Origin of the sequence: Neisseria chenwenguii (genome assembly GCF_002216145.1) — a bacterium.
GTDB classification, from domain to species: domain Bacteria; phylum Pseudomonadota; class Gammaproteobacteria; order Burkholderiales; family Neisseriaceae; genus Neisseria; species Neisseria chenwenguii.
Genome location: NZ_CP022278.1, coordinates 1,789,019 through 1,808,979 on the forward strand (window position 1 = coordinate 1,789,019; position 19,961 = coordinate 1,808,979).

At 55.3% G+C, this 19,961-nt stretch carries 14 protein-coding genes and 1 tRNA gene; 4 read left to right on the plus strand and 11 right to left on the minus strand.

Annotated features, from left to right (window positions below):
- Positions 1-141: 141 nt before the first annotated feature.
- The 11 genes from pgaB to ampD form a co-directional block, all read right to left on the minus strand.
- Positions 142-2,016, minus strand: coding sequence for a poly-beta-1,6-N-acetyl-D-glucosamine N-deacetylase PgaB (gene pgaB, locus BG910_RS08770; protein ID WP_089036512.1), 1,875 nt, complete (start codon positions 2,014-2,016; stop codon positions 142-144).
- Between the two features lie 72 nt (positions 2,017-2,088).
- Positions 2,089-4,494, minus strand: a complete 2,406-nt coding sequence (gene pgaA, locus BG910_RS08775; protein WP_089036513.1) for a poly-beta-1,6 N-acetyl-D-glucosamine export porin PgaA — start codon at positions 4,492-4,494, stop codon at positions 2,089-2,091.
- A gap of 311 nt (positions 4,495-4,805) precedes the next feature.
- Positions 4,806-5,444 carry a cysteine hydrolase family protein gene (locus BG910_RS08780; RefSeq protein WP_089036514.1) on the minus strand — a complete coding sequence of 213 codons (639 nt, stop codon included), beginning with the start codon at positions 5,442-5,444 and terminating at the stop codon, positions 4,806-4,808.
- A 403-nt stretch (positions 5,445-5,847) separates the two neighbouring features.
- Positions 5,848-7,191 carry a sodium-dependent transporter gene (locus tag BG910_RS08785; RefSeq protein ID WP_089036515.1) on the minus strand — a complete coding sequence of 448 codons (1,344 nt, stop codon included), beginning with the start codon at positions 7,189-7,191 and terminating at the stop codon, positions 5,848-5,850.
- 289 nt (positions 7,192-7,480) lie between these two features.
- Positions 7,481-7,556, minus strand: a tRNA-Ile gene (locus BG910_RS08790).
- 210 nt (positions 7,557-7,766) lie between these two features.
- Positions 7,767-8,633, minus strand: coding sequence for a UTP--glucose-1-phosphate uridylyltransferase GalU (galU, locus tag BG910_RS08795; protein WP_089036516.1), 867 nt, complete (start codon positions 8,631-8,633; stop codon positions 7,767-7,769).
- A 10-nt stretch (positions 8,634-8,643) separates the two neighbouring features.
- The gene (gene vapC, locus BG910_RS08800; RefSeq protein ID WP_089036517.1) at positions 8,644-9,051 is read right to left on the minus strand and encodes a type II toxin-antitoxin system VapC family toxin; all 408 of its coding nucleotides are present in this window, start codon (positions 9,049-9,051) and stop codon (positions 8,644-8,646) included.
- Positions 9,038-9,244 carry a type II toxin-antitoxin system VapB family antitoxin gene (locus tag BG910_RS08805; protein WP_089036518.1) on the minus strand — a complete coding sequence of 69 codons (207 nt, stop codon included), beginning with the start codon at positions 9,242-9,244 and terminating at the stop codon, positions 9,038-9,040. Before BG910_RS08805 ends, vapC begins: the two co-directional genes overlap by 14 nt.
- A 75-nt stretch (positions 9,245-9,319) precedes the next feature.
- Positions 9,320-11,824, minus strand: coding sequence for an NAD-dependent DNA ligase LigA (gene ligA / locus BG910_RS08810; protein ID WP_089037212.1), 2,505 nt, complete (start codon positions 11,822-11,824; stop codon positions 9,320-9,322).
- Positions 11,825-11,967: 143 nt separating this feature from the next.
- Entirely contained in the window at positions 11,968-13,227 is a 1,260-nt protein-coding gene (locus BG910_RS08815) for a cell division protein ZipA C-terminal FtsZ-binding domain-containing protein (protein ID WP_089036519.1), read from the minus strand.
- Between the two features lie 388 nt (positions 13,228-13,615).
- On the minus strand, positions 13,616-14,182 hold the full coding sequence (ampD, locus tag BG910_RS08820; protein ID WP_089036520.1) for a 1,6-anhydro-N-acetylmuramyl-L-alanine amidase AmpD: 567 nt from the start codon (positions 14,180-14,182) through the stop codon (positions 13,616-13,618).
- Between the two features lie 113 nt (positions 14,183-14,295).
- Here ampD and mltG point away from each other — a divergent pair, with 113 nt between their 5' ends.
- The 4 genes from mltG to adhE all read left to right on the plus strand — a co-directional run bounded on the left by mltG (position 14,296) and on the right by adhE (position 19,676).
- A complete protein-coding gene (gene mltG, locus BG910_RS08825) occupies positions 14,296-15,291 on the plus strand; it encodes an endolytic transglycosylase MltG (protein WP_089036521.1) in 996 nt (331 codons plus the stop codon).
- A gap of 133 nt (positions 15,292-15,424) precedes the next feature.
- Entirely contained in the window at positions 15,425-15,607 is a 183-nt protein-coding gene (locus BG910_RS12380; protein ID WP_157694062.1) for a hypothetical protein, read from the plus strand.
- A gap of 351 nt (positions 15,608-15,958) precedes the next feature.
- On the plus strand, positions 15,959-16,582 hold the full coding sequence (gene tmk / locus BG910_RS08830) for a dTMP kinase (RefSeq protein ID WP_089036522.1): 624 nt from the start codon (positions 15,959-15,961) through the stop codon (positions 16,580-16,582).
- Positions 16,583-17,060: 478 nt separating this feature from the next.
- Positions 17,061-19,676, plus strand: a complete 2,616-nt coding sequence (gene adhE / locus BG910_RS08835; protein ID WP_089036523.1) for a bifunctional acetaldehyde-CoA/alcohol dehydrogenase — start codon at positions 17,061-17,063, stop codon at positions 19,674-19,676.
- The last annotated feature ends 285 nt before the right edge of the window (positions 19,677-19,961 follow it).

A 19,961-nucleotide genomic window follows, 5' to 3' on the forward strand; every position in this document is an offset into this window, starting at 1 on the left:
GGAAGGTTGCGGGAGGAAAACTGGCAGCAGACCTTAGCTGTTTAGACGTGCAAGGAGCCGATTTCTGAAACATTCAATTGTTCAGACGGCATCCGGCGGGGTATTTTGCTGTCTGCCGCAACAGGCCGTCTGAAAAACGGTTTATTTCACGCCGAATACGGGTTTGACGGTTTTCCGCGCGGGTTGGTCGCTGACGAAATCGTCGCGGAAAGCGATGTTCTTAAAGCCTGCCTTGCGTATCTGCATGATGCGTTCGGACAATTCTTCGGCTCTGTAAAGCTGCTGCCCCGCAAGATTGCTGTTGGGCAGGCTGATGACGAATTTGTCGGACGGTATGCCGCTTTGTTTGGCGGCCTGCAACAGGCTGCCGAGCCAGGGTTTCGGCGTGGCGTAACCGGAGCCTTCAGCCAATGGTGCGGCGGTAACGGCGGTATGGGTGTAGTGCGCCGAAACTTTTGCGGGGTTTTGCGCCAGTGCCGTCGGTTTTTCAGACGGCATCAGCGCATCGGCGGAAATGCCGCGCACGGTTTTCATTTCGTTGCTGCCGTTGTAGCTGTATTTCAGCGCGGCGTTTTTCAACTCGTCGGAATACTTAATCAACGCGTCGGTTTTGGCGGCGTCATTGCCCTGATTGGCGGCTTCAAACTCGGTGATGAAACCGTCGTCGCCGAAGGCCAAGCCTTTGAAGCGGGCGTTAAACGCCAAGTCTTCGTAGATTTCGGCAACGGTTCGGCGGTTTTTTGCGTTGTAGGGCGAGAGGCGTTTGACGGCGCGGGCGGTCGGCTGTCCGGTGCGCGAGTCGGTCAGATATTCGTAACCGCTGCCGAGGTCGTAAGCCAGCATCGGCATCCAGGCGCGCACTTCGACGCCCGAGCGGGTGTTGAGCTGCCATGAAACCTGGCTGAACAGGTCGGCTTTCATTTTCAGATGGCGGTTGGGGAAATACGCGCCGTCGGCGGCACCGTCGCGGTTGTCGTCGGCAAAGGCTTGCAGGTAAACGACATTCGCGCCGAGGTTGTACATGCGGTTGACCAAAAGGTCGTATTTTTTGTTTTGCTTGACGGGGTCGGGGTCGTACAAATCGTCAAGGCGGACATACACCGCGCGGTGGTGCGGCAGCTCAAACAGTTTGTTTTCAAAGTAGCTTTTTAACAGCCCCAAGCCGGTTTCCTGATCGGCGAGGAAGCGGCCGATGTGGCGTTGGTTGAGTTTGGAAGTATTGTGGTCCCAAAGGGTCATGTCGTCGCTGAGGCCGACTTCGCGGGCGATTTCGAGGGCAGTACGGTTAAACTGCCCGTAAGGCCACACCAAAATAGTGGGCGCGACGCCGAGCCGTTTGGTCATGATATCGCGCGAGGTTTTCAGGTCGTTGCGGATGCGCGTGCGGTATTGTTCGGGCGTTTCGTAGCGGCCGTTTTTGTAGTTGCCGGGGAACATGGCGGCAAACTGCGAGCCGCCGGGATTGCCGACGATACCGTGGTGCAGGTCGTGGGTGTGTGAGGCAAACTCAATCAGGCCGCTTTTCTGCATTTCGCGCGCCTGTTCCCAAGTGATGAACGCGGAGCGCGGCAGGGTCATGTTGCCGTATTTGACCTGTCCGCCTTCGGGCACCTCCAACCATGAAGTCACCAGCGCATAAACGGCGGGGTAGTTGTAGGCTTTCAAGAGCGGATAGATGGTGGTGTAGAAGCTGGCGTAGCCGTCGTCAAAGTTCAATAACACGGGCTTGGCGGGCAGTTTGCTCCTGCCGGCGCGCGCATCTTTAACCTGTTTCCAGCTCACGGGCGTATAGCCGTTGTCGCGCAGCCAGTTGAAATGGGCGATCAGGCGGTCGGTGGAGAGGGTTTGCGGATAGTATTTGGTACGGACCGTGGTGCTGACGCTGCTGTCGGCAGGTTTGGTCAAATCGATGACGTCGTGGTAGCAGATGGAACCGATTTGCGGTTCGGCGGTGCCGGCTGCCCAAGCAGCGGGGAAGGCAAGGGCGCAAAGCAGAGGGAGAAGGCGTTTGTTCATATGCGGGGTCTTTGTTTTTCGGGTTTGGGATTTCAGACGGCCTTTAAACGGTATGAGGCCGTCTGAAAACGCTTAGTTGAATTTCACGCTCAAGCCGAGTCTGCCGAAGTTTTGGAACTCGGGTTGGCCGTCGTACATAGCCTGGCGGCGGCCGATTTCGTAATTGAGCGAGGCTTTTTTGCCAAACTGCCAGTCGTGGCCGTATTTAAGCTGCCAGGTGTTTTCGGCGTTTTGGCTGTGCTGCCAGTAGCGGCCGACACCGGCGGTGGCGGTTTGCTTGAACTGGAGGCGGTTGTCGAGCGGCAGCGTGTAGGAGAGCATCAGCGCGCCTTCGAGGTTTTTGCTGTTTTTCGGGTTGTAGTAGTAGGCCTCGGGGATGTCTTTATTGGCGGTGTAGTCGCCGCGCAGCGAACCGGCAAGCTGCCAGCGGTCGTGTTGGAACAGGTTGCTGTTGACCGTGGCGTAGGCGGTTTTGCGCAGGTTGCCGTCGTCAAAATCCATCAGGCCGGCGCCGATGCCCGCGCTGAGTGTGCCGGAGTGGATATAGTCTGCGCCGAGCGTGTATTCGTGGGCGTAAACGTCTTGCTTGAGCGCTTTGGCGGGCGTGTTGGCGCTGTTATAGGCGGCTGAGGCTTTGAGGCGGACTCGGCTGCCCAAGCGGTATTCCGCGCCGGCTTGCGCGTAGGCTTTTTTGTTCAGGCTGAAACCGTGGCCGGCTTCAACGGTAACGGTGGCGGGATACAGGCTGATTTCCGCGCCCAAACCCGCGCGGCCGGTGCGCAGCGCATCGCCGTGGTTGGGAACGTAATCGGTTTGTTCAGCAACGTAGGCGCGGTGGCCTTGTGTGCTGCGTTTGCTGTACAGGCGCGCGTCTTGAGACCATTCGGTGCCGTCTTTGGGGGCGGTGGCTTTCATGGCCTCGGCGTTGACGGTCAGCACGGGTGCGCGGGATTTGTCGTAGCGGGTGAAGAAATCCTGATAACGGACGTCGGCCCGGCTGACGGATGCGGCGGTTTCGGAAGCGGGTTTCCAGTTGCCGGCGGCAACTTGCGCGGTTGCGGTTTTGCTTTGGGCGAGATATTGCGCATCGGGCGGGAGAAATTCCTGCGAGTGCCCATACCATGTTTGCGCTTCTTCAGCATGACCGTTCCAATAGGCTAACTCGCCGCGCAGAATCTGTGCCCACGGGTCGGCAGGGTGTTCGGCAATCCATTTGTCCATATGCTTGACGGCTTTACCGGGACGGCCGTTCCATGCGTCCAAACGGGCTTCCCAAAAATGTTTTTTGTCGTGGTAGGGGTTTTTGATTTCCGAGTTTTGGGTAAAGTCGAGACGGGTTTTGTTGGCATTCCAATTGGCAAGCTGTTTGCGCGCTTTGCTGAAATAGAGCGAATCGGCGTAGGAGGCAATCAGATTTTCGTTGGTTGCGTCGGCGATGCGTTTGTTTTCCGCCATTTGGCGCCCTGCAATGCCTTCGTAAATTTTGCGGGCTTTGTTGGGGCTGCCGGTGGCCAGCAGGGCTTTGGCATAGGATTCTTTGGCGTAATCGGGCTGTTCGCCCTGTTGCGCCAGTTTGCGGTAGGTGGCGATGGTGGCTTCGGGTTTGCCTGCGGCATTGGCAGCGGTCATGTCGTCGCGCAATGCAGCGGTATGCACGGCGCTCGTGTCGTCTGATTCTGCGGCTATGTCGGAGAATTTTCGGCGCACATTTCGGATGTCGGCCTGATCATCGGCGTCCAATGCGCCGCGCAGTTGGGAGGTGGCCTGGTTTTTCCGCACCCACAGACGGTCGGTTTGGGTGAAATACTGCGGATAGGTTTCGAGCAGACGTTCTTGCACGGGATAGGCTTTAACGCTGTCGGCCAGGCGGAATACTTTCAACACGGATTCTTTGTCGGAATCTTTGCTGAGGCGCGCCATTAAATAGCCCATTTGTCCGGTCGGCGACTGGCTTTGGCTGGCGAGATATTCTTCGGCCGTCTGAATGTCTTTATCGGTACCGAAGCGGCGGATGTATTCGCGTACGGCTTTTTCGGATTCGGAAAATTTTTTTTGGTCGGTGGCGACGAGCGCGGCGCCGAGCCAGCCGGTTTTATTTTGTGGAAAGCGGGTTTGCAGGTTGCGGTAATATCCGGCAGCGGTGTCGAACTGTTTGGTGTCGCGCGCGGCTTTGGCGAGGTTTGCCAATTCGTCGGCGGATAATTCGGACGGCCTGCAATCTGCGCAAACGGCAAGGGCGGCACCGCGTTGTCCGCTTCGCAGCATCAGCGCAATCAAGTCGGCGCGGACTTTTGCGTCGCCGCTTTCCTGATAGAGCTTTTGCAGCGCGGTTACGGCTTCGGTAAGCTGGGTATCGCCGCTGCGGGAGTGGGCGACCCAGCGCTCGCGTTCGGCGTTGATGTCTGCGGCCGGCGATACGGCGGATACGGCAAGGCTGACGGCGGCTGCTACGAGCGGGTGCAGGCGTTTGATGTCCATAGGCTGTTTGTTTGGTAGAAATGGAAAGGAAACCGGTAGGTAGGCTGGATAGAGCCGGGCGGAATGTGTAAAATTAAGTTAAAATACAGATAATTGTTTTATGAAAAATTTATGAAAATTATTGTATGGGAAAAAACAGGTTTTTTGATAATTGGAGGTTTTTCGGCTGTTTTTTCCGATAAACGGTTTGTTCTTTAAACGTTTAAAATGAGTTTGGATATTTTAGAGATGCTGAATTTTGCAGACAAAAAAAGAGCCACCTTTTCGGGTGGCTCAAAAAACTCTTGCAGCTGGGAGTGATTAGCAAGAGATTACGACACTTTAAACTGAGGTAAGACGTTGTGAACAAGCTCGGGAATGTTTGCCGAACGGGTGGCAATCTGAATACCTGCTTCCTGCATGTTGTAAACTGCTTTAAGCGTGCTTTCGGGCGAGTAGCCGCTGCACGCGCCCAAATTGACGATGACGTTGATGCTGTCGCTGTACCAAACCAGCTGTTTGGCGGTTTTCAAAACTGCGTCTTCGGTGGACAGACCGCCGAGGATGACAGTGGAGGCGTTTTGGGTATGCAGCCACTCGATCAAACCGGTGCTGTACATTTCTTTGCTGTCGTGAAACGCGGCGCCGTATTGCAGCGCGCCTTCGGTTTCGACGGCGTGATCGTAGTCGGCTTCGACAGGCAGGCCGGCGAGCAGACGGTCGCGCCGGCAGCTTTTGTTGCCGGTGTTGAACACAAAGCCCGTACGTTCGGCCGGCGCATCAATACAGGTTTGGCAATAGGAAACGTTGGCGGTAGGTACGTTTTTAATTAGGAGTCGCTTGTCGGCAAACCGTGCCTGACGGTTCAATTCGTCAACAGTGTTTTCCGGCTGATGCACGAAATGCTGCTCGTTGGCAGCCATACAGGTAAAGCGGTATTGCGGCTGAATGTCGATGGCGATGATGGTCATGGTCTGCCCCTTTCAATGCTTCAAATACTTCAGAGAAGTAAATAATGATTAACGCCGTAATTATGCAGATGAACGGATTTAATCTTAGATAATCGGTGTTTTTCTGATGAGCGGTATCTTATCAAGATAAGCGTTACATTGCCAACGTTTATTTGGGGTATTGAAATAATGTATTTGCTAGTTATTGATTTTGCTGTTTATTTTTTTCTGAACGGCATTTTGGATTTTTAGGCTTATCTTTTATAAGATATTGAATTATAAAATGTTTGTTTATGTAGTTGTAATGCGACATTTCTGCGGTTACGAGTAAATAAAAGGCCGTCTGAAAGGATAAGCGGTAGTTTTTTACCTTTCAGACGGCCTGTTTTTGCAGGTAAACGGCACAGCGGATTCAGATAAACGGTCAGATCCAGCCCAATGTATTGGCAAACACCAGAATAATCGCAATCGGAGCGAGGTGGCGCAATGTAGTCAGCCAAAGTTGAATCAGGGTTTGGGGAACGCTGCTGCCCTCGCTGATGGCGGCCAATACTTGCTGCCTGTCTTGAATCCAGCCGGTGAAGACGGCAATGCCGAATGCGCCGATGGGCATGATGATGGCGGAAATCATGAAGTCCCATAAATCGAATATGGTTTTGCCGAAAATTTTCATGTCCGCCATCACGCCGAAAGAGAGGGCGGAGGGAATGCCGATGATGAAAATGGCTGTGCCGACAACCCGGCTTGTGCGGCGGCGTTTGACTTCTTCGCGCCGGATAATGGCGGCGATGACGGTTTCCAGCATGGAAAACGCGGAGGTCAGCGTCGCAAAAGCGACCAGCAGCATGAATACGGCAAACAGCAGCGTGCCGAACGGAATCTGCATGAACACGGCCGGCAATACCACGAAAATCAAGCCCGGTCCTTGGCTCGGTTCGAAACCGAAGGCGAACACCGCCGGAAAAATCACCAGCCCCGCCAGCAGCGAAACCAGCAGGTTCATCCACATAATGCTGTTGCCCGAGCGGAACAAATCCTGTTTTTTGCTCAAATAGGCTGCATAAGTAATCATGGTGGAAACGCCGATACTGAGCGCAAAAAACGCCTGACCGAGCGCGGTCAGCATGGTTTGCGGCGTAAAGTTCGACCAGTCGGGTTTGAGCAGAAATGCCACGCCTTTTGCCGCGCCGGGCAGCGTCAAAGAGCGGCCGGCCAGCAGCAGAAACAAGACAAACAGCGCCGGCATCATATAGCGGTTGGCTTTTTCAATGCCGTCCGAAACCCCGCCTTTGACCACGAATATCGTCATCAGCATAAACAAACCCTGATAAAACAACACACTAAAAGGCGAAGCGATGGTTTGTTCAAACAGCGCCTTAAAATCTGCCCCCGGTGTTACCGCGCCCGTAAATGCGTGTACCACATAATTCAGTACCCAGCCGCCGACCACACTATAAAACGACAGCAGCACAAAACATGCCGTCACACCCATGCGTCCGATCCACGGCCAATGTGAACCCGGCGCCAGCGTTTTAAACGCATCGACCGCATTTGTACCGCTGGTGCGGCCGATGTAGAACTCTGCCAGCTGGACAGGCAACGCAACCAATATAGTAAACAGCAGAAACAGCAGGAAAAATACCGCCCCGCCGTTAGTGCCTGCGGTGTAGGGAAATTTCCAAATCGCGCCCAAACCGATGGCAGAGCCCGCGGCGGAGAGAATAAAGCCGATTTTTGACGACCAAGATGCAGAAGTTTGCGCTTGCATAATGAAAACGGAGTGGTGAAAAATAATTGCGGATTGTAGCAAAGCCCTTATCCCGAACGCAGGGTAGGGGATTGGCGGGCGGATATTACGCAATAATCGTGCGGAAGATTTCTAAATGTTGGCGGAAAAGTTTTTGCGGCGGGGAAAAGGTGGTATTTCAGACGGCCTGAACGCATTGGGTGCGCTGTTCGGAGTAGGAATGCAGAATAAACGGCTTGATGTAGAACGAAAACCGTATGCAGAATAAAAGACAACCCGCATGAAGTCATCGATTCATGCGGGTTTTGTTTGGTGGGTCCGGTGGGTTTCGAACCCACGACCAAGGGATTATGAGTCCCCTGCTCTAACCCCTGAGCTACAGACCCGTCAGGCGGAACAGGCGCGTATTGTAGCATAATTTGCGTGGCGGGCAAGAAGGGGGAGGTTCGGACTGCCGGAACGGCAGGTGTGGTGGTTCGGTGCTTTCAGACGGCATGACCGGGGTTGGCTCTTGTGCTTCAAATCGATTTTTACAAACGTAAGGCCGTCTGAGAAGTTTCAGACGGCCTGTTTTATTTTAAGGAATACGGACTGGTTTATTTCACATATTTTTTAACCAATTCTTTGAATTCCTTGGCTGTTTCCGGGTGTTTCAAACCGTAGGCGAGGGTGGCCTCGAGGTAGCCGAGTTTGCTGCCGCAGTCGTAGCGTTTGCCTTCGAAGGCGTGCGCGAGGACGAATTCGTGGTCGAGCAGGCGGGCGATGGCGTCGGTGAGCTGGATTTCGCCGCCGGCGCCGCGCGGCAGGTCGGTGAGCAGGTTGAAGATGCGCGGGGTCAGGATGTAGCGGCCGACGACGGCGAGATTGGACGGCGCTTCTTCGGGTTTGGGTTTTTCAACGATGCTGATAACACGCTGATAGTTTTTCAGTTTTTCGACTTCGACGATGCCGTATGAACCGGTTTGCGACGGATCGACGGTTTCTACGCCCAATACGCTGTTGCCGGTTTGGTTGTACACATCGACCATCTGTTTGAGCGCGCCTTGCGGGGCGTCGATCAGGTCGTCGGCGAGGATGACGGCAAACGGCTCGTCGTTGACGGCGGGGCGGGCGCACAAAACGGCGTGTCCCAAACCCAGCGCTTCGGCCTGGCGGATGAAGATGCAGGTAACGTCAGGCGGCAGGATGTCTTGGACGTGTGCCAAAAGTTTTTCTTTTTGGCGCAGGGCAAGCTCGTTTTCCAATTCGTAGGCTTTGTCGAAATGGTCTTCGATGCTGCGCTTGTTGCGGCCGGTGATGAACACCATTTCGGTGCAGCCGGCGGCGACGGCCTCTTCGATGGCGTATTGAATCAAAGGCTTATCGACAATCGGCAGCATTTCTTTCGGATTGGCTTTGGTGGCGGGCAAAAAACGCGTGCCCATACCGGCAACGGGGAATACGGCTTTTTTAATCGGTTTCATGGTGTCTCCATCAGTTGGTATGTGCAGTTAGGGCAGACAGCAGCCCCAAATGGGTTGTGAAAGGAATAAAATCTTTATCTTGAAACAGTAGTGGGAATTGGTGGTCGATGCAAAAACCGGCAATCATCACATCATTGCTTTTGCGGATGGTCAGGCCTTTTTGCCGCAGCTGCCGGTAATAATCTGCATAGCGCACAGCATTGTTTTTGCCCAGAATGTCAAAACACGCCAATTCCAATAATAAGCTACGGGCTTCATGATAGGCTTTATTTTTGCGAAAACCCTGCAAAATTTCCATTAAAATTACATCGGTTAAGGCAATTTTTTCGTATTGCAGGGCGTAATCCAAGTAATCGGTTTGCACATTGGCACGGCCGTTGAAATAATCCACCCATACGCCGGTATCAACAATCAGCATGACTGTTTTCCCTCATTTCTTTTAAATCAGCTTCCCAAACCAACGCGCCGCGCAGCTTGCGCAGCTGCTGCTGGCGCATCTGCTGCACCAGCAGCCTCAAGCCCGCCTCCACAGCTTCGCGCTTGCTGGGCAGGCCGGAGAGGGAGAGGGCTTCATTCATCAGCTCTTCATTGATAACGATATTGGTGCGCATGAGCTGCTCCTGATGTGTATGAATTGATTAGATTATACACATCAATCTGAAAATGGCAATCGGACGACATTAACATTATTTGTTCAGCAAATCCAGCAAGGCCTGCTCATCCAAAACCGCCACGCCCAGCGTTTGCGCTTTTTCCAATTTGCTGCCGGCGGCTTCGCCGGCGACGACGTAATCGGTTTTCTTGGATACGCTGCCGGAGACTTTGCCGCCGACGGCTTCAATCATGGCCTGCGCTTCATCGCGTTTGAGCGTGGGCAGGGTGCCGGTAAGGACGAAGGTTTTGCCGGCAACAGCGGCGTTGAGGCCGTCTGAAGACATGGTATCGCTTTCAGACGGCATCTGTGCCAAAAATTGCTGCATGGCCGTTAAAAGCGATAAATTGCCGCTGATTTTGCGCCAAGCCTGCCAGTCGGCGGGTAGGGCGTTGTCGTTGATTAGGCCTTCTATGTTTTTTCCGGCTAAGTCCCACAAGGCCGCCGCTTTGTTTTCGCTGATTTTGAAACCGGGCAGGCGGCTGAGCCATTTTTCGGGGGTGAGGTATTGCGCCAACGGCAGGGTAACGGCCTGATTTTTCGGGGAAACGCCTGCGGCGAGCAGTTCGTCTATCATGGCCTGTTGCGCGTCTTGGGCGAAGAAATGGGCGATGGAACGGGCGACTACTGCGCCGATGTCGGGCAGGCAGGCCAGAGCGGGTTCGGGCGCGCGGCGCACGTTTTCCAAACTGCCGAACGCCTGCGCCAGCACTTTCGCCGTGCGCTCGCCGACGTGGCGGATGCCGAGTGCGAACAGAAACCGCGCCAGATCGGGCTGTTTGCTCGCTTCGATGCCGTCGAGGATGTTTTGCGCCCATTTTGTCGGCATTTTTTTGTTTTGGCCGTCTGAAGTGCCCGCACTGAGCGTAGTCGAAATGCCTGCGCTGAGCGCAGCCGAAGTGCTTGTGCTGAGCATAGTCGAAGCATCAGACGGCATCTCGGCGTTTTCCTTCATTTTCTGCAAAGTCGGAATGTCGAGGCGGTATAAATCGGCGAAATGGCGTACCAAATCCTGCGCGACAAGCTGCTCGATCTGTTTCTGCCCCAAGCCTTCAATGTCCATCGCCTTGCGCGAGGCGAAATGAATCAGCCCCTGCGCACGCTGCGCTTCGCAAAGCATTCCGCCGCTGCACCGCGCCACCGCTTCGCCTTCTTCGCGCTCGATGGGGCTGGCGCAAATCGGGCAGGTTTCGGGCAGACGGTAGGGCGGATAGAGCGGCACAGTGCGGTTTTCAGACGGCCTTTCCGCCGAATCCGCCGCGCCGAACAAATCTTCTTGCAGGCCGTCTGAACTTGAGTGTTCCAAAATCTGCATCGGGCGGCGTTCCAATACCACGCGCACGACTTCGGGAATCACGTCGCCCGCACGGCGCACCACCACCGTATCGCCGACGCGCACGTCTTTGCGCGCTACTTCGTCTTGGTTGTGCAGCGTCGCGTTGGTCACGGTCACGCCGCCGACAAACACGGGGTGCAGGCGGGCAACGGGCGTGACCGCGCCCGTGCGCCCGATTTGCACATCAATGGCCTCGACCACGGTCAGCGCCTCTTCGGCGGGGAATTTGTGCGCGATGGCCCAGCGCGGCGCGCGCGAGACAAAGCCCAGCGTTTCCTGCTGCGCAAGGCTGTCGACCTTGACCACCATGCCGTCGATTTCAAACGGCAAATCAGGGCGTTTGGCGTGCATCTGTTCGTAAAAGGCCAAAACGCCGTCGATATTTTGAAAACAGCCGTAATTGCCCTCGGGCAGGCTGAAGCCGAGTTCGGCGGCGTAAGCCAATTCCTGCATATGGGTTCCGCAGGCTGAACCGCCCGTCTGCTGCGCGATGCTGTACGCAAAGAAGTGCAGTTTGCGCTGCGCCGTGATTTTGGAATCGAGCTGGCGCAGGCTGCCCGCCGCGGCGTTGCGCGGGTTGGCGAACGGTTTTTGGTTGTGCTCGAGCTGGCGGCGGTTGAGCGCGGCAAAATCGGCTTTGAGCATCAGCACTTCGCCGCGGATTTCAATCAGTTCGGGCAGGGCGCTTTCAGACGGCCTGTGTAACTTGAGCGGTACGTTGCGGATGGTTTTGACGTTTTCGGTAACGTCCTCGCCCGTCGCGCCGTCGCCGCGCGTCGCCGCGCGTACCAGCACACCGTCGCGGTAGAGCAGGCTGACGGCAAGGCCGTCGAACTTCGGTTCGATAACATATTCGGGCGCCGTACCGCCCAAACCGCCGCGCACGCGCTCGTCGAAAGCATACATTTCCGCATGGTCGAACGCGCCGCTGTCGTCCTGCGGCGAAAACGCGTTGGAAAGCGACAGCATCGGCACTTCGTGGTGTACGCTTTCAAAGCCGTCCAACGGCGCGCCGCCCACGCGCAGGGTCGGGCTGTCGGGCTGTTTGAACTCGGGATGCGCGGCTTCCAACGCTTCCAGCTCGCGGTAGAGGCGGTCGTATTCCGCATCAGGTACGGTCGGCGCGTCGAGGGTGTAGTATTCGTAGCCGTAGCGGTTGAGCAGGGCGGTGAGGTCGAGGATTTTTTGCTGGGTCGGGTTCATGGCGGGTTTTTGGGGAAATGGGGGAGCGGTGGTTGCGGGTGGTCTCAGGCCGTCTGAAAACCAATCAGACAGCGGAATTTTACCCGAAAAAAGCGGATATGCCTTTTTGGAAGACATATCCGCTTTTCAGACGGCCTGAATGGTTAGGAAAACAGGCGCCGGGCTTGTTTGCTGCCCGGTTTGATGCCGACTTTGAGCATTTCTTCCTGACGCGCCAAAACGTAGCTGCGCACGTCTTTGAGCCATTGGGTCGAAACTTCTTCCATTTTGTCGTTGACCAGATCGAGGCTGAGCTGGCCGGAGAGTTTGACCGCCAGATCCATAAAGCGGTCGAAGGTTTTTTCGCCGGCGGGAACATACGGAATGTCAAACAGCATGCTGAAGCCGCGGTAGTTTTGGTGGGAAAGCAGGGCGGCGGTAAAGGGCGAGTTGTCGAGCGTGCTGATGGAGAAGATGACGTTGCCGTTGTTGTCGGCAAAGTGGAAGAGGCCGTCTTCGCCCAGTTGGAAGCCGACGCTTTCTACGGCGGAGTGCAGCTCGGTGCCGCTGACGTTGGAACGGGAAACGAGGTGGATGGCGATGGTTTGGTCAACGCGTACGCAGAATTCGTCTAGGGCTTGGGCGACTTCGGTAAACGCGTCCAAATCGGTGTGGCGCACTTTGCCGCCGATCAGTTGGGCGAACGTGTCAACTTGGGCGTTGAAGTATTCCAAATCTTCGCCGGAAGCCAAACCGTTGCGGCTGACGGCTTGCAGACCGACGACGAAACCTTGGTAGTAAACGCCCGGAATCGGTTCGGCGGCTTGGAAGCGGTCGTCCATCGTGCAGCCGATAATCTGGTAGCGGTGGCGGTTGGAAAGGCGCGGCAGGGCGTGCATTTCCTGAGCTTCGTTCAGGGCGATGTAGGCCATGTAGTCGAAACGCGGGTCAAACCACGGCAATTCGACTTGTGCCAATTCGGCCAAGCTCACCAAAGGCTGACTGGCGGCCGGCGCTGCGGTCGGTGTAACGGCAGGTGCGGCGGCGGGTTTTTCTGCGCTTTGGGTGGTGATTTCGTTGTTGAGGCCGACGACGGTGTGCTCGACCGGCTCGTCGCCGAAATCGTCTTCAACCGCCAATTCGACGTCGGTTTGCACGGCGGCGGGTTGGGCAAGTTTGGCTTTGGCGGCGAAAACTTCGTCCTGCGCTTCCAGATTGCGCATGGCTTCGTCCTGCGGTTTGGCTTTTTTCAGAAACATACCCTTGCCGCTGTCGCGTACATGGCTGGTTTTACTCGCTAAAAGCGCGTCTTTGTCGGCATGGCCGAACTGCTCGCGCACCTGTTTGCGGTATTGGTTTTCCTGATACATATTGTAGGCGACGACGGCCAGAATGACGGCCAGCCCGAGGACGATAAAAATCATGATCTGAATCTCTGCGTGTGAAAAAAAAGAAACAAAACGGGGCGCAGCCTGCGTTGTGTTTCGGATTGAGCAAGATAGTCGGGATTATAACGAAAATTGCGCACGCTGACAGCAGGCGGCGGTAAACGGCAGGAAAATCCGATGAAATGACGGAAGCGTTGATTTTACGGATATTCAGACGGCCTCTGCGGCGTTTGCGGGCGGTTTCGGCGGTGAAACGGCGGGGGTTGTGTTGCGCAATGCAAACAGGCTGTAGGCCGTCTGAAAATACAGATACGGACATTTTGCGCCGATTCCGGTATTTGGATTTTTTCAGACGGCCTAAAAATGCAGATAAATGCCGCAGGCCGGAATGTCGGCACAAAGCGGAACAGGCCGTCTGAAAACCTCACCCCGCATCCCGCACCACAGGCAGCCCCGCTTCTTCCAGCCGCTGCCAGTCGAAAAAATGTCCGGGGTCGGTTTTGCGGCCGGGGGCGATGTCTTGGTGGCCGGTCACGGCTTCGATAGGGTATTGCGCCGAAAGGGCGGCGAGAAGGGCGGTGAGCGCGGTGTATTGCGTATCGGTAAACGGCTCGAAGTCGCAGCCTTCCATTTCGATGCCGACTGAAAAAGCGTTGCATTTTTCACGTTTGCGAAACGACGAAACGCCCGCGTGATAAGCCATATCGTCGCAGGAAACAAACTGAACGGTTTCGCCCGTGCGGCTGATGAAGAAATGGCTGGAAACGCGCAATTCGTGAATCACGCTGAAAAACGGATGGCCGGCGGCATCGAGCGTGTTGGTAAAAAGCTGCTCGACCGCGCCGCTGCCGTATTCAAACGGCGGTAGGGAAATATTGTGGATAACGGCGAGCGTGATTTTTTCATGCGCTTCGCGCGGTGAAAAATTCGGCGAAAACGCGCGGCGGGCGTGCAGCCACCAGCCGTTTTCCCATTCTTGCTGTGTGTCCATTTTCAGACGGCCTTCCTTTCGGGCGGGGTTTTGTTACGTTTGGTAGAAAACTTCGGGTGGTGGCGGGCATTCGGTTATACTGTTGCACGACTCAAACTACACACCATCCTACCATGTTGAAAAAATTGTTGAAATGGTCGGCGGTTTTCCTGCCGGCGCTGGCTGCGGTTGTCGCGGCCTTATTGTTTGTGCCGAAAGACAACGGCAAGCCCTACCGCATCAAAGTCGAGAAAAACCAGGGCATTGCTTCGGTCAGCCGCAAGCTCGCCGACGACGGCATCATCTACAACCGCCACGCGCTGATGGCGGCGGCTTACGTTTTGGGCGTCCACAACCAGCTTCATGCCGGCACTTACCGCCTGCCCGCTAAAATTTCCGCATGGGATCTGCTGCACAAAATCCGCGGCGGCCGGCCGGATTCAGTTACGGTGCAAATCGTCGAAGGCATGCGTTTTGCCGATATGCGCCGCGTGATCAACCAAACCGAAGACATCAACCACGACACCAAAGGCTGGAGCGATGAAAAACTGATGCAGACCGTCGCCCCCGATGCGCTCAATCCCAACCCCGAAGGCCAGTTTTTCCCCGACAGCTACGAAATCGACGCCGACAGCAGCGACATTCAGATTTACAAAATGGCCTACCAAAACATGAAAAAACAGCTCGACAGCACATGGTCGGACAAACAGGACGGCCTGCCGTATAAAAATCCGTATGAAATGCTGATTATGGCGAGCCTGATTGAAAAAGAAACCGCCCACGAAGACGACCGCGACGACGTAGCCGCCGTGTTCGTCAACCGCCTCGCCATCGGCATGCGCCTGCAAACCGACCCGACCGTAATTTACGGCATGGGCAGAGCCTACAACGGCCGCATCCGCAAAGCCGACCTTCAACGCGACACGCCCTACAACACCTACACCCGCGCCGGCCTGACCCCGACCCCGATCGCCCTGCCCGGCAAACACGCGCTGGAAGCCGCCGCCCATCCGTCGAACGAAAAATACCTGTATTTCGTCTCGAAAATGGACGGCACGGGCTTGAGCCAGTTCAGCCATAATTTGGAAGAACACAATGCAGCGGTGCGGAAATATATTTTGAAAAAATAGGCCGTCTGAAATTTAGGCCGTCTGAATACCCCGACTACGGATAAGCGGGTATTCAGACGGCCTGTTGTTTTGTAAAATCCGTGTTGTGTATGTAGGGTTGGCTTGCCAGCCCGCCACCTGGTCGGAGGGTTTGATGCCGTCTGAAAAACTTCGGGAAAACCCGACGGTTTGGATTGACCCGCGGCTAAACGGTGGGCTGTCCAACCCATCCTACGGTGCAATCTGCCATTCTGATGATTCAGCCGTCGTCGTAGGTGCGGTTAGAGCCGCCCCAAGCGGCGTAACCGCACAAGCCTGCGAAAATCGTGCTACATGAATTACACAAAACAGCCTGAGACCATTGCAAAAATAAGAAACACCTGTCTGTAGGGGCGGGCTTTACACCTGCCCGAACGCCAAAAAGTCTGAAATATTAAACTTTTTCAGTAGGCTGAAGATTTACGGGTGGATATGAAACCCGCCCCTACAAGCGTTTCTCGAGATTCTCAGCTTTTTCGTAAAGGTCTCAACCAGCCTGTTTTTTCAGACGGCATCGGCAGATATTTTCAAACGGCTTGGCGTACGGTTACACCGCTCGAGGCGGCTAACCGCACTACGGTTTCCGAGGTTTCAGACGGTCTGAATATTCCCCTTTCCCAACAAACCCAACCCAAAAAAACAACCCCCCATGAAAGCAAAATTCATCACTCTTGACGGCATCGACGGCGCGGGAAAATCCACCAATCTTGCCGTTATCCGCGAATGGTTTGAAGCTCGCGCTCTGCCCGTTGTCTTTACCCGCGAGCCGGGCGGAACGGCGTTGGGCGAGGCGTTGCGCGAGATTCTGCTCAATCCCGCCACCCACGCTGGTTTGCGCGCGGAGACGCTGCTGATGTTTGCCGCGCGCCGCCAGCATTTGGAAGACGTGATTTTGCCCAATCTGGCAAACGGTGTGAACGTCGTTTCCGACCGTTTTACCGATGCGACTTTTGCCTATCAGGGCGGCGGGCGCGGGGTGGAAACGGCGGACATCGAAATTCTGGAAAACTGGGTGCAGCAAGGGTTTCAGCCCGATTTGACCCTGCTGCTGGACGTGCCGCTGGAGGTGTCTTTGGCGCGGATTAGCGCGAGCCGCGAGAAAGACCGTTTCGAGCAGGAGGAGGCGGACTTTTTCACCCGCGTGCGTACCGTTTACCTGCAACGCGCCGCCGCCGCGCCCGCGCGTTATGCGGTGATCGACAGTAACCGCGACAAGGCGGTGGTAAAAGCGGAAATCGAAGCGGTTTTGTCGGCGCGGTTGTTGGGGGAGTAGCAGGGTTTGCATCGGATTCCATCAAATTATAGTGGATTAAAATAAGAAATCTACAGCGTTGGCTGCGCCTGAGCTCAAAGAGAACGATTCACTAAGGTGCCGAAGCGCCAAGTTCATCTGTCCCGTACTACCTGTACTGTCTTCGGCTTGCCGCCTTGTATCTTTCTTATTTTGCTTCACTCTATTAGCCGGACTAAGCAGAGGCCGTCTGAAAACCGGTTGCTGAGCGCAGCCGAAGCATCAGACGGCTTTTGCTTTAAAACCATCACAGCGGCTTGCTAAACGAAAGGCGTTCGGTTTTCAGACGGCCTTTGCTGCGGTTTGCGCTAGGTTAAGAAACGTATGTGCCGCTGGAAAATCCTTGAAGTTACAGGCGGTTTCCTGACTTACGTCAAGGTAGTTTGTAACAAAACTACTATACTGGCGTTACTAAATTTTCTTTTTGTTATTTTTAATTACATTTTCAGGAGACATTTGTATGAACGCATCTGCCGATACTGCTTTGAGTCCTGCCAAAGCCGAAGTCAACGGTTTGGTCGAACGCGCTCTGGTGGCGCTGGAGAAATTCCGTGCGCTCGATCAGGCGCAAATAGACCATATTGTGGCCAAAGCCTCTGTGGCCGCGCTCGACCAGCATGGCGTGCTGGCGATGCACGCGGTAGAGGAAACGGGGCGCGGCGTGTTTGAAGACAAAGCGACGAAAAATCTGTTTGCCTGTGAAAACGTAGTGCGCCGTTTGCGCGATTTGAAAACTGTGGGCGTGATTAGCGAAGATCCGGTTACGGGCATTACCGAAATCGCCGATCCGGTGGGCGTGATTTGCGGAATTGTGCCGACCACCAATCCGACTTCGACGGCGATTTTCAAGGCGCTGATTTCGCTGAAAACCCGCAATCCGATTGTGTTTTCGTTCCACCCGTCTGCGCAGCAATGTTCGATTCACGCGGCGAAAATCGTGCGCGATGCGGCGGTTGCGGCGGGTGCGCCGGAAGACTGTGTGCAGTGGATTGAAACGCCGTCTATGGAAGCGACCGATGCGCTGATGAAACATCCGGGCGTGGCGACGATTTTGGCTACGGGCGGCAATGCGATGGTGGAGGCGGCTTATTCCTGCGGCAAACCCGCGCTGGGCGTGGGAGCGGGCAATGTGCCGGCTTATGTGGAAAAAACGGCGAATGTGCGTCAGGCGGTCAATGATATTGTGCTGTCGAAATCGTTTGACAACGGCATGATCTGTGCCAGCGAACAAGCGGCGATTATCGACAAGGAAATTTACGACGACGTAGTTCGCGAAATGAAAAGTTACGGCGTGTATTTTGTGAACAAAAAAGAAAAGGCGCTGTTGGAAGAATTTGCCTTCGGCGTGAAAGCGCACAGCAAAAGTTGCAGCGGTGCGAAGCTGAACGCGGCGATTGTGGGCCGTCCGGCGGCTTGGATTGCCGAACAGGCGGGGTTTAAAGTGCCGGAAAACACCAATATTCTGGCGGCGGAATGCAGCGAAGTGGGCTGCGCCGAGCCGTTGACGCGCGAGAAACTGTCGCCCGTTTTGGCGGTTTTGAAAGCGGAAACCACTGAAGACGGTCTGAAAATGTCGGAGCAGATGGTGGAATTCGACGGCTTGGGGCACTCCGCCGCCATTCATACCGCCGACAACGAGTTGGCCAAAGAATTCGGCCGCCGCGTCAAAGCGCTGCGCGTGATTCACAATTCGCCTTCGACTTTCGGCGGTATCGGCGACGTTTACAACGCGTTCCTGCCGTCGCTGACGCTGGGTTGCGGCTCATACGGTAAAAATTCCGTGGGCGGCAACGTCAGCGCGGTAAATCTGTTGAACATCAAAAAAGTCGGCCGTCGGAGAAACAATATGCAGTGGTTTAAAGTGCCCGCCAAAATCTATTTCGAGCGCAATTCGATTCAGTATCTGCAAGACATGAAAGAGTGTGAAAAAGTCGTTATCGTGACCGACCGTTCGATGGTGGATTTGGGCTTTGTCGACCGCGTAACCGAACAGCTCAACCTGCGCAAAGACAAAGTCGTCATCCAGCTTTTTACCGATGTCGAACCCGATCCGAGCATCCAAACCGTGATGAAAGGTGCCGACCTGATGCGCAGCTTCCAGCCAGACACCATCATCGCGCTGGGCGGTGGTTCGCCGATGGATGCGGCCAAAGCGATGTGGCTGTTTTATGAACGCCCTGAAGTCGATTTCCGCGATTTGGTGCAGAAATTCATGGACATCCGCAAACGCGCCGTCCGTTTTCCCGAGTTGGGACAGAAAGCCAAATTCATCGGCATTCCGACTACATCGGGCACAGGCTCCGAGGTAACGCCGTTTACCGTGATTTCGGACGGCGACAAAAAATACCCGATTGCCGACTATGCGCTCACGCCGACCATTGCAATTGTCGACCCCGAGTTCACCATGACCGTGCCCGCTTCGGTTACGGCCGATACCGGTATGGACGTGCTGACCCACGCGGTCGAGGCGTATGTTTCCGTGTTGGCCAACGACTTTACAGACGGCCTCGCGTTGCAGGCCATCAAGCTGGTGTTTGAATTTTTGGAACGTTCCTACAAAAACGGCGCAGCCGACCCTGAGGCGCGCGAGCGTATGCACAACGCCTCCACCATCGCGGGCATGGCGTTTTCCAACGCTTTCTTGGGTCTGAACCACTCGCTGGCGCACACCATCGGCGGCCGTTTCCACACGCCGCACGGCCGTGCCAACGCCATTCTGCTGCCGCACGTCATCCGCTATAACGGTACGCGCCCGCAGAAACTCTCCGTTTGGCCGAAATACAATTACTACCGCGCAGACGAAAAATACCAAGACATCGCCCGCATTTTGGGTCTGCCTTGCGCAACGCCTGCCGAAGGTGTGGAATCCTTCGCCAAAGCGGTGGCCGAACTTGGCCGTAAAGTCGGTATCAAAATGTCGTTCGGCGGACAGGGCTTGGACGAAAAAGTCTATATGGACGCCCGCCGCGAAGTCGCCCTGCGCGCCTACGAAGACCAATGCTCGCCCGCCAACCCGCGCCTGCCGATGGTTGAAGACATGGAGGAAATCCTGACTAAGGCTTACTACGGCGAGTAAAGGCTGTTTATAAAGGCTTGTTTTGAAGGCAGAGGCCGTCTGAAATTCGGTTACTGAGCGCAGTCGAAGTATCAGACGGCCTTTTTGTTGTGTCCGGCATGGAAATTAACAGTATGCGCGCCAACGGCTTGCGTGTTAGAATTACAGCCGCTTACAACACGCCGGCAAACGCTTGGTGTGTGTATTTCAGCGTTTTGTTTGTTTTTAAACATCGGCAGCGGTTTGGCTGCCGAAACCGGCAAACCGCCTATCCCGACCGTTTTCAGACGGCCTTTTACGCTCTGC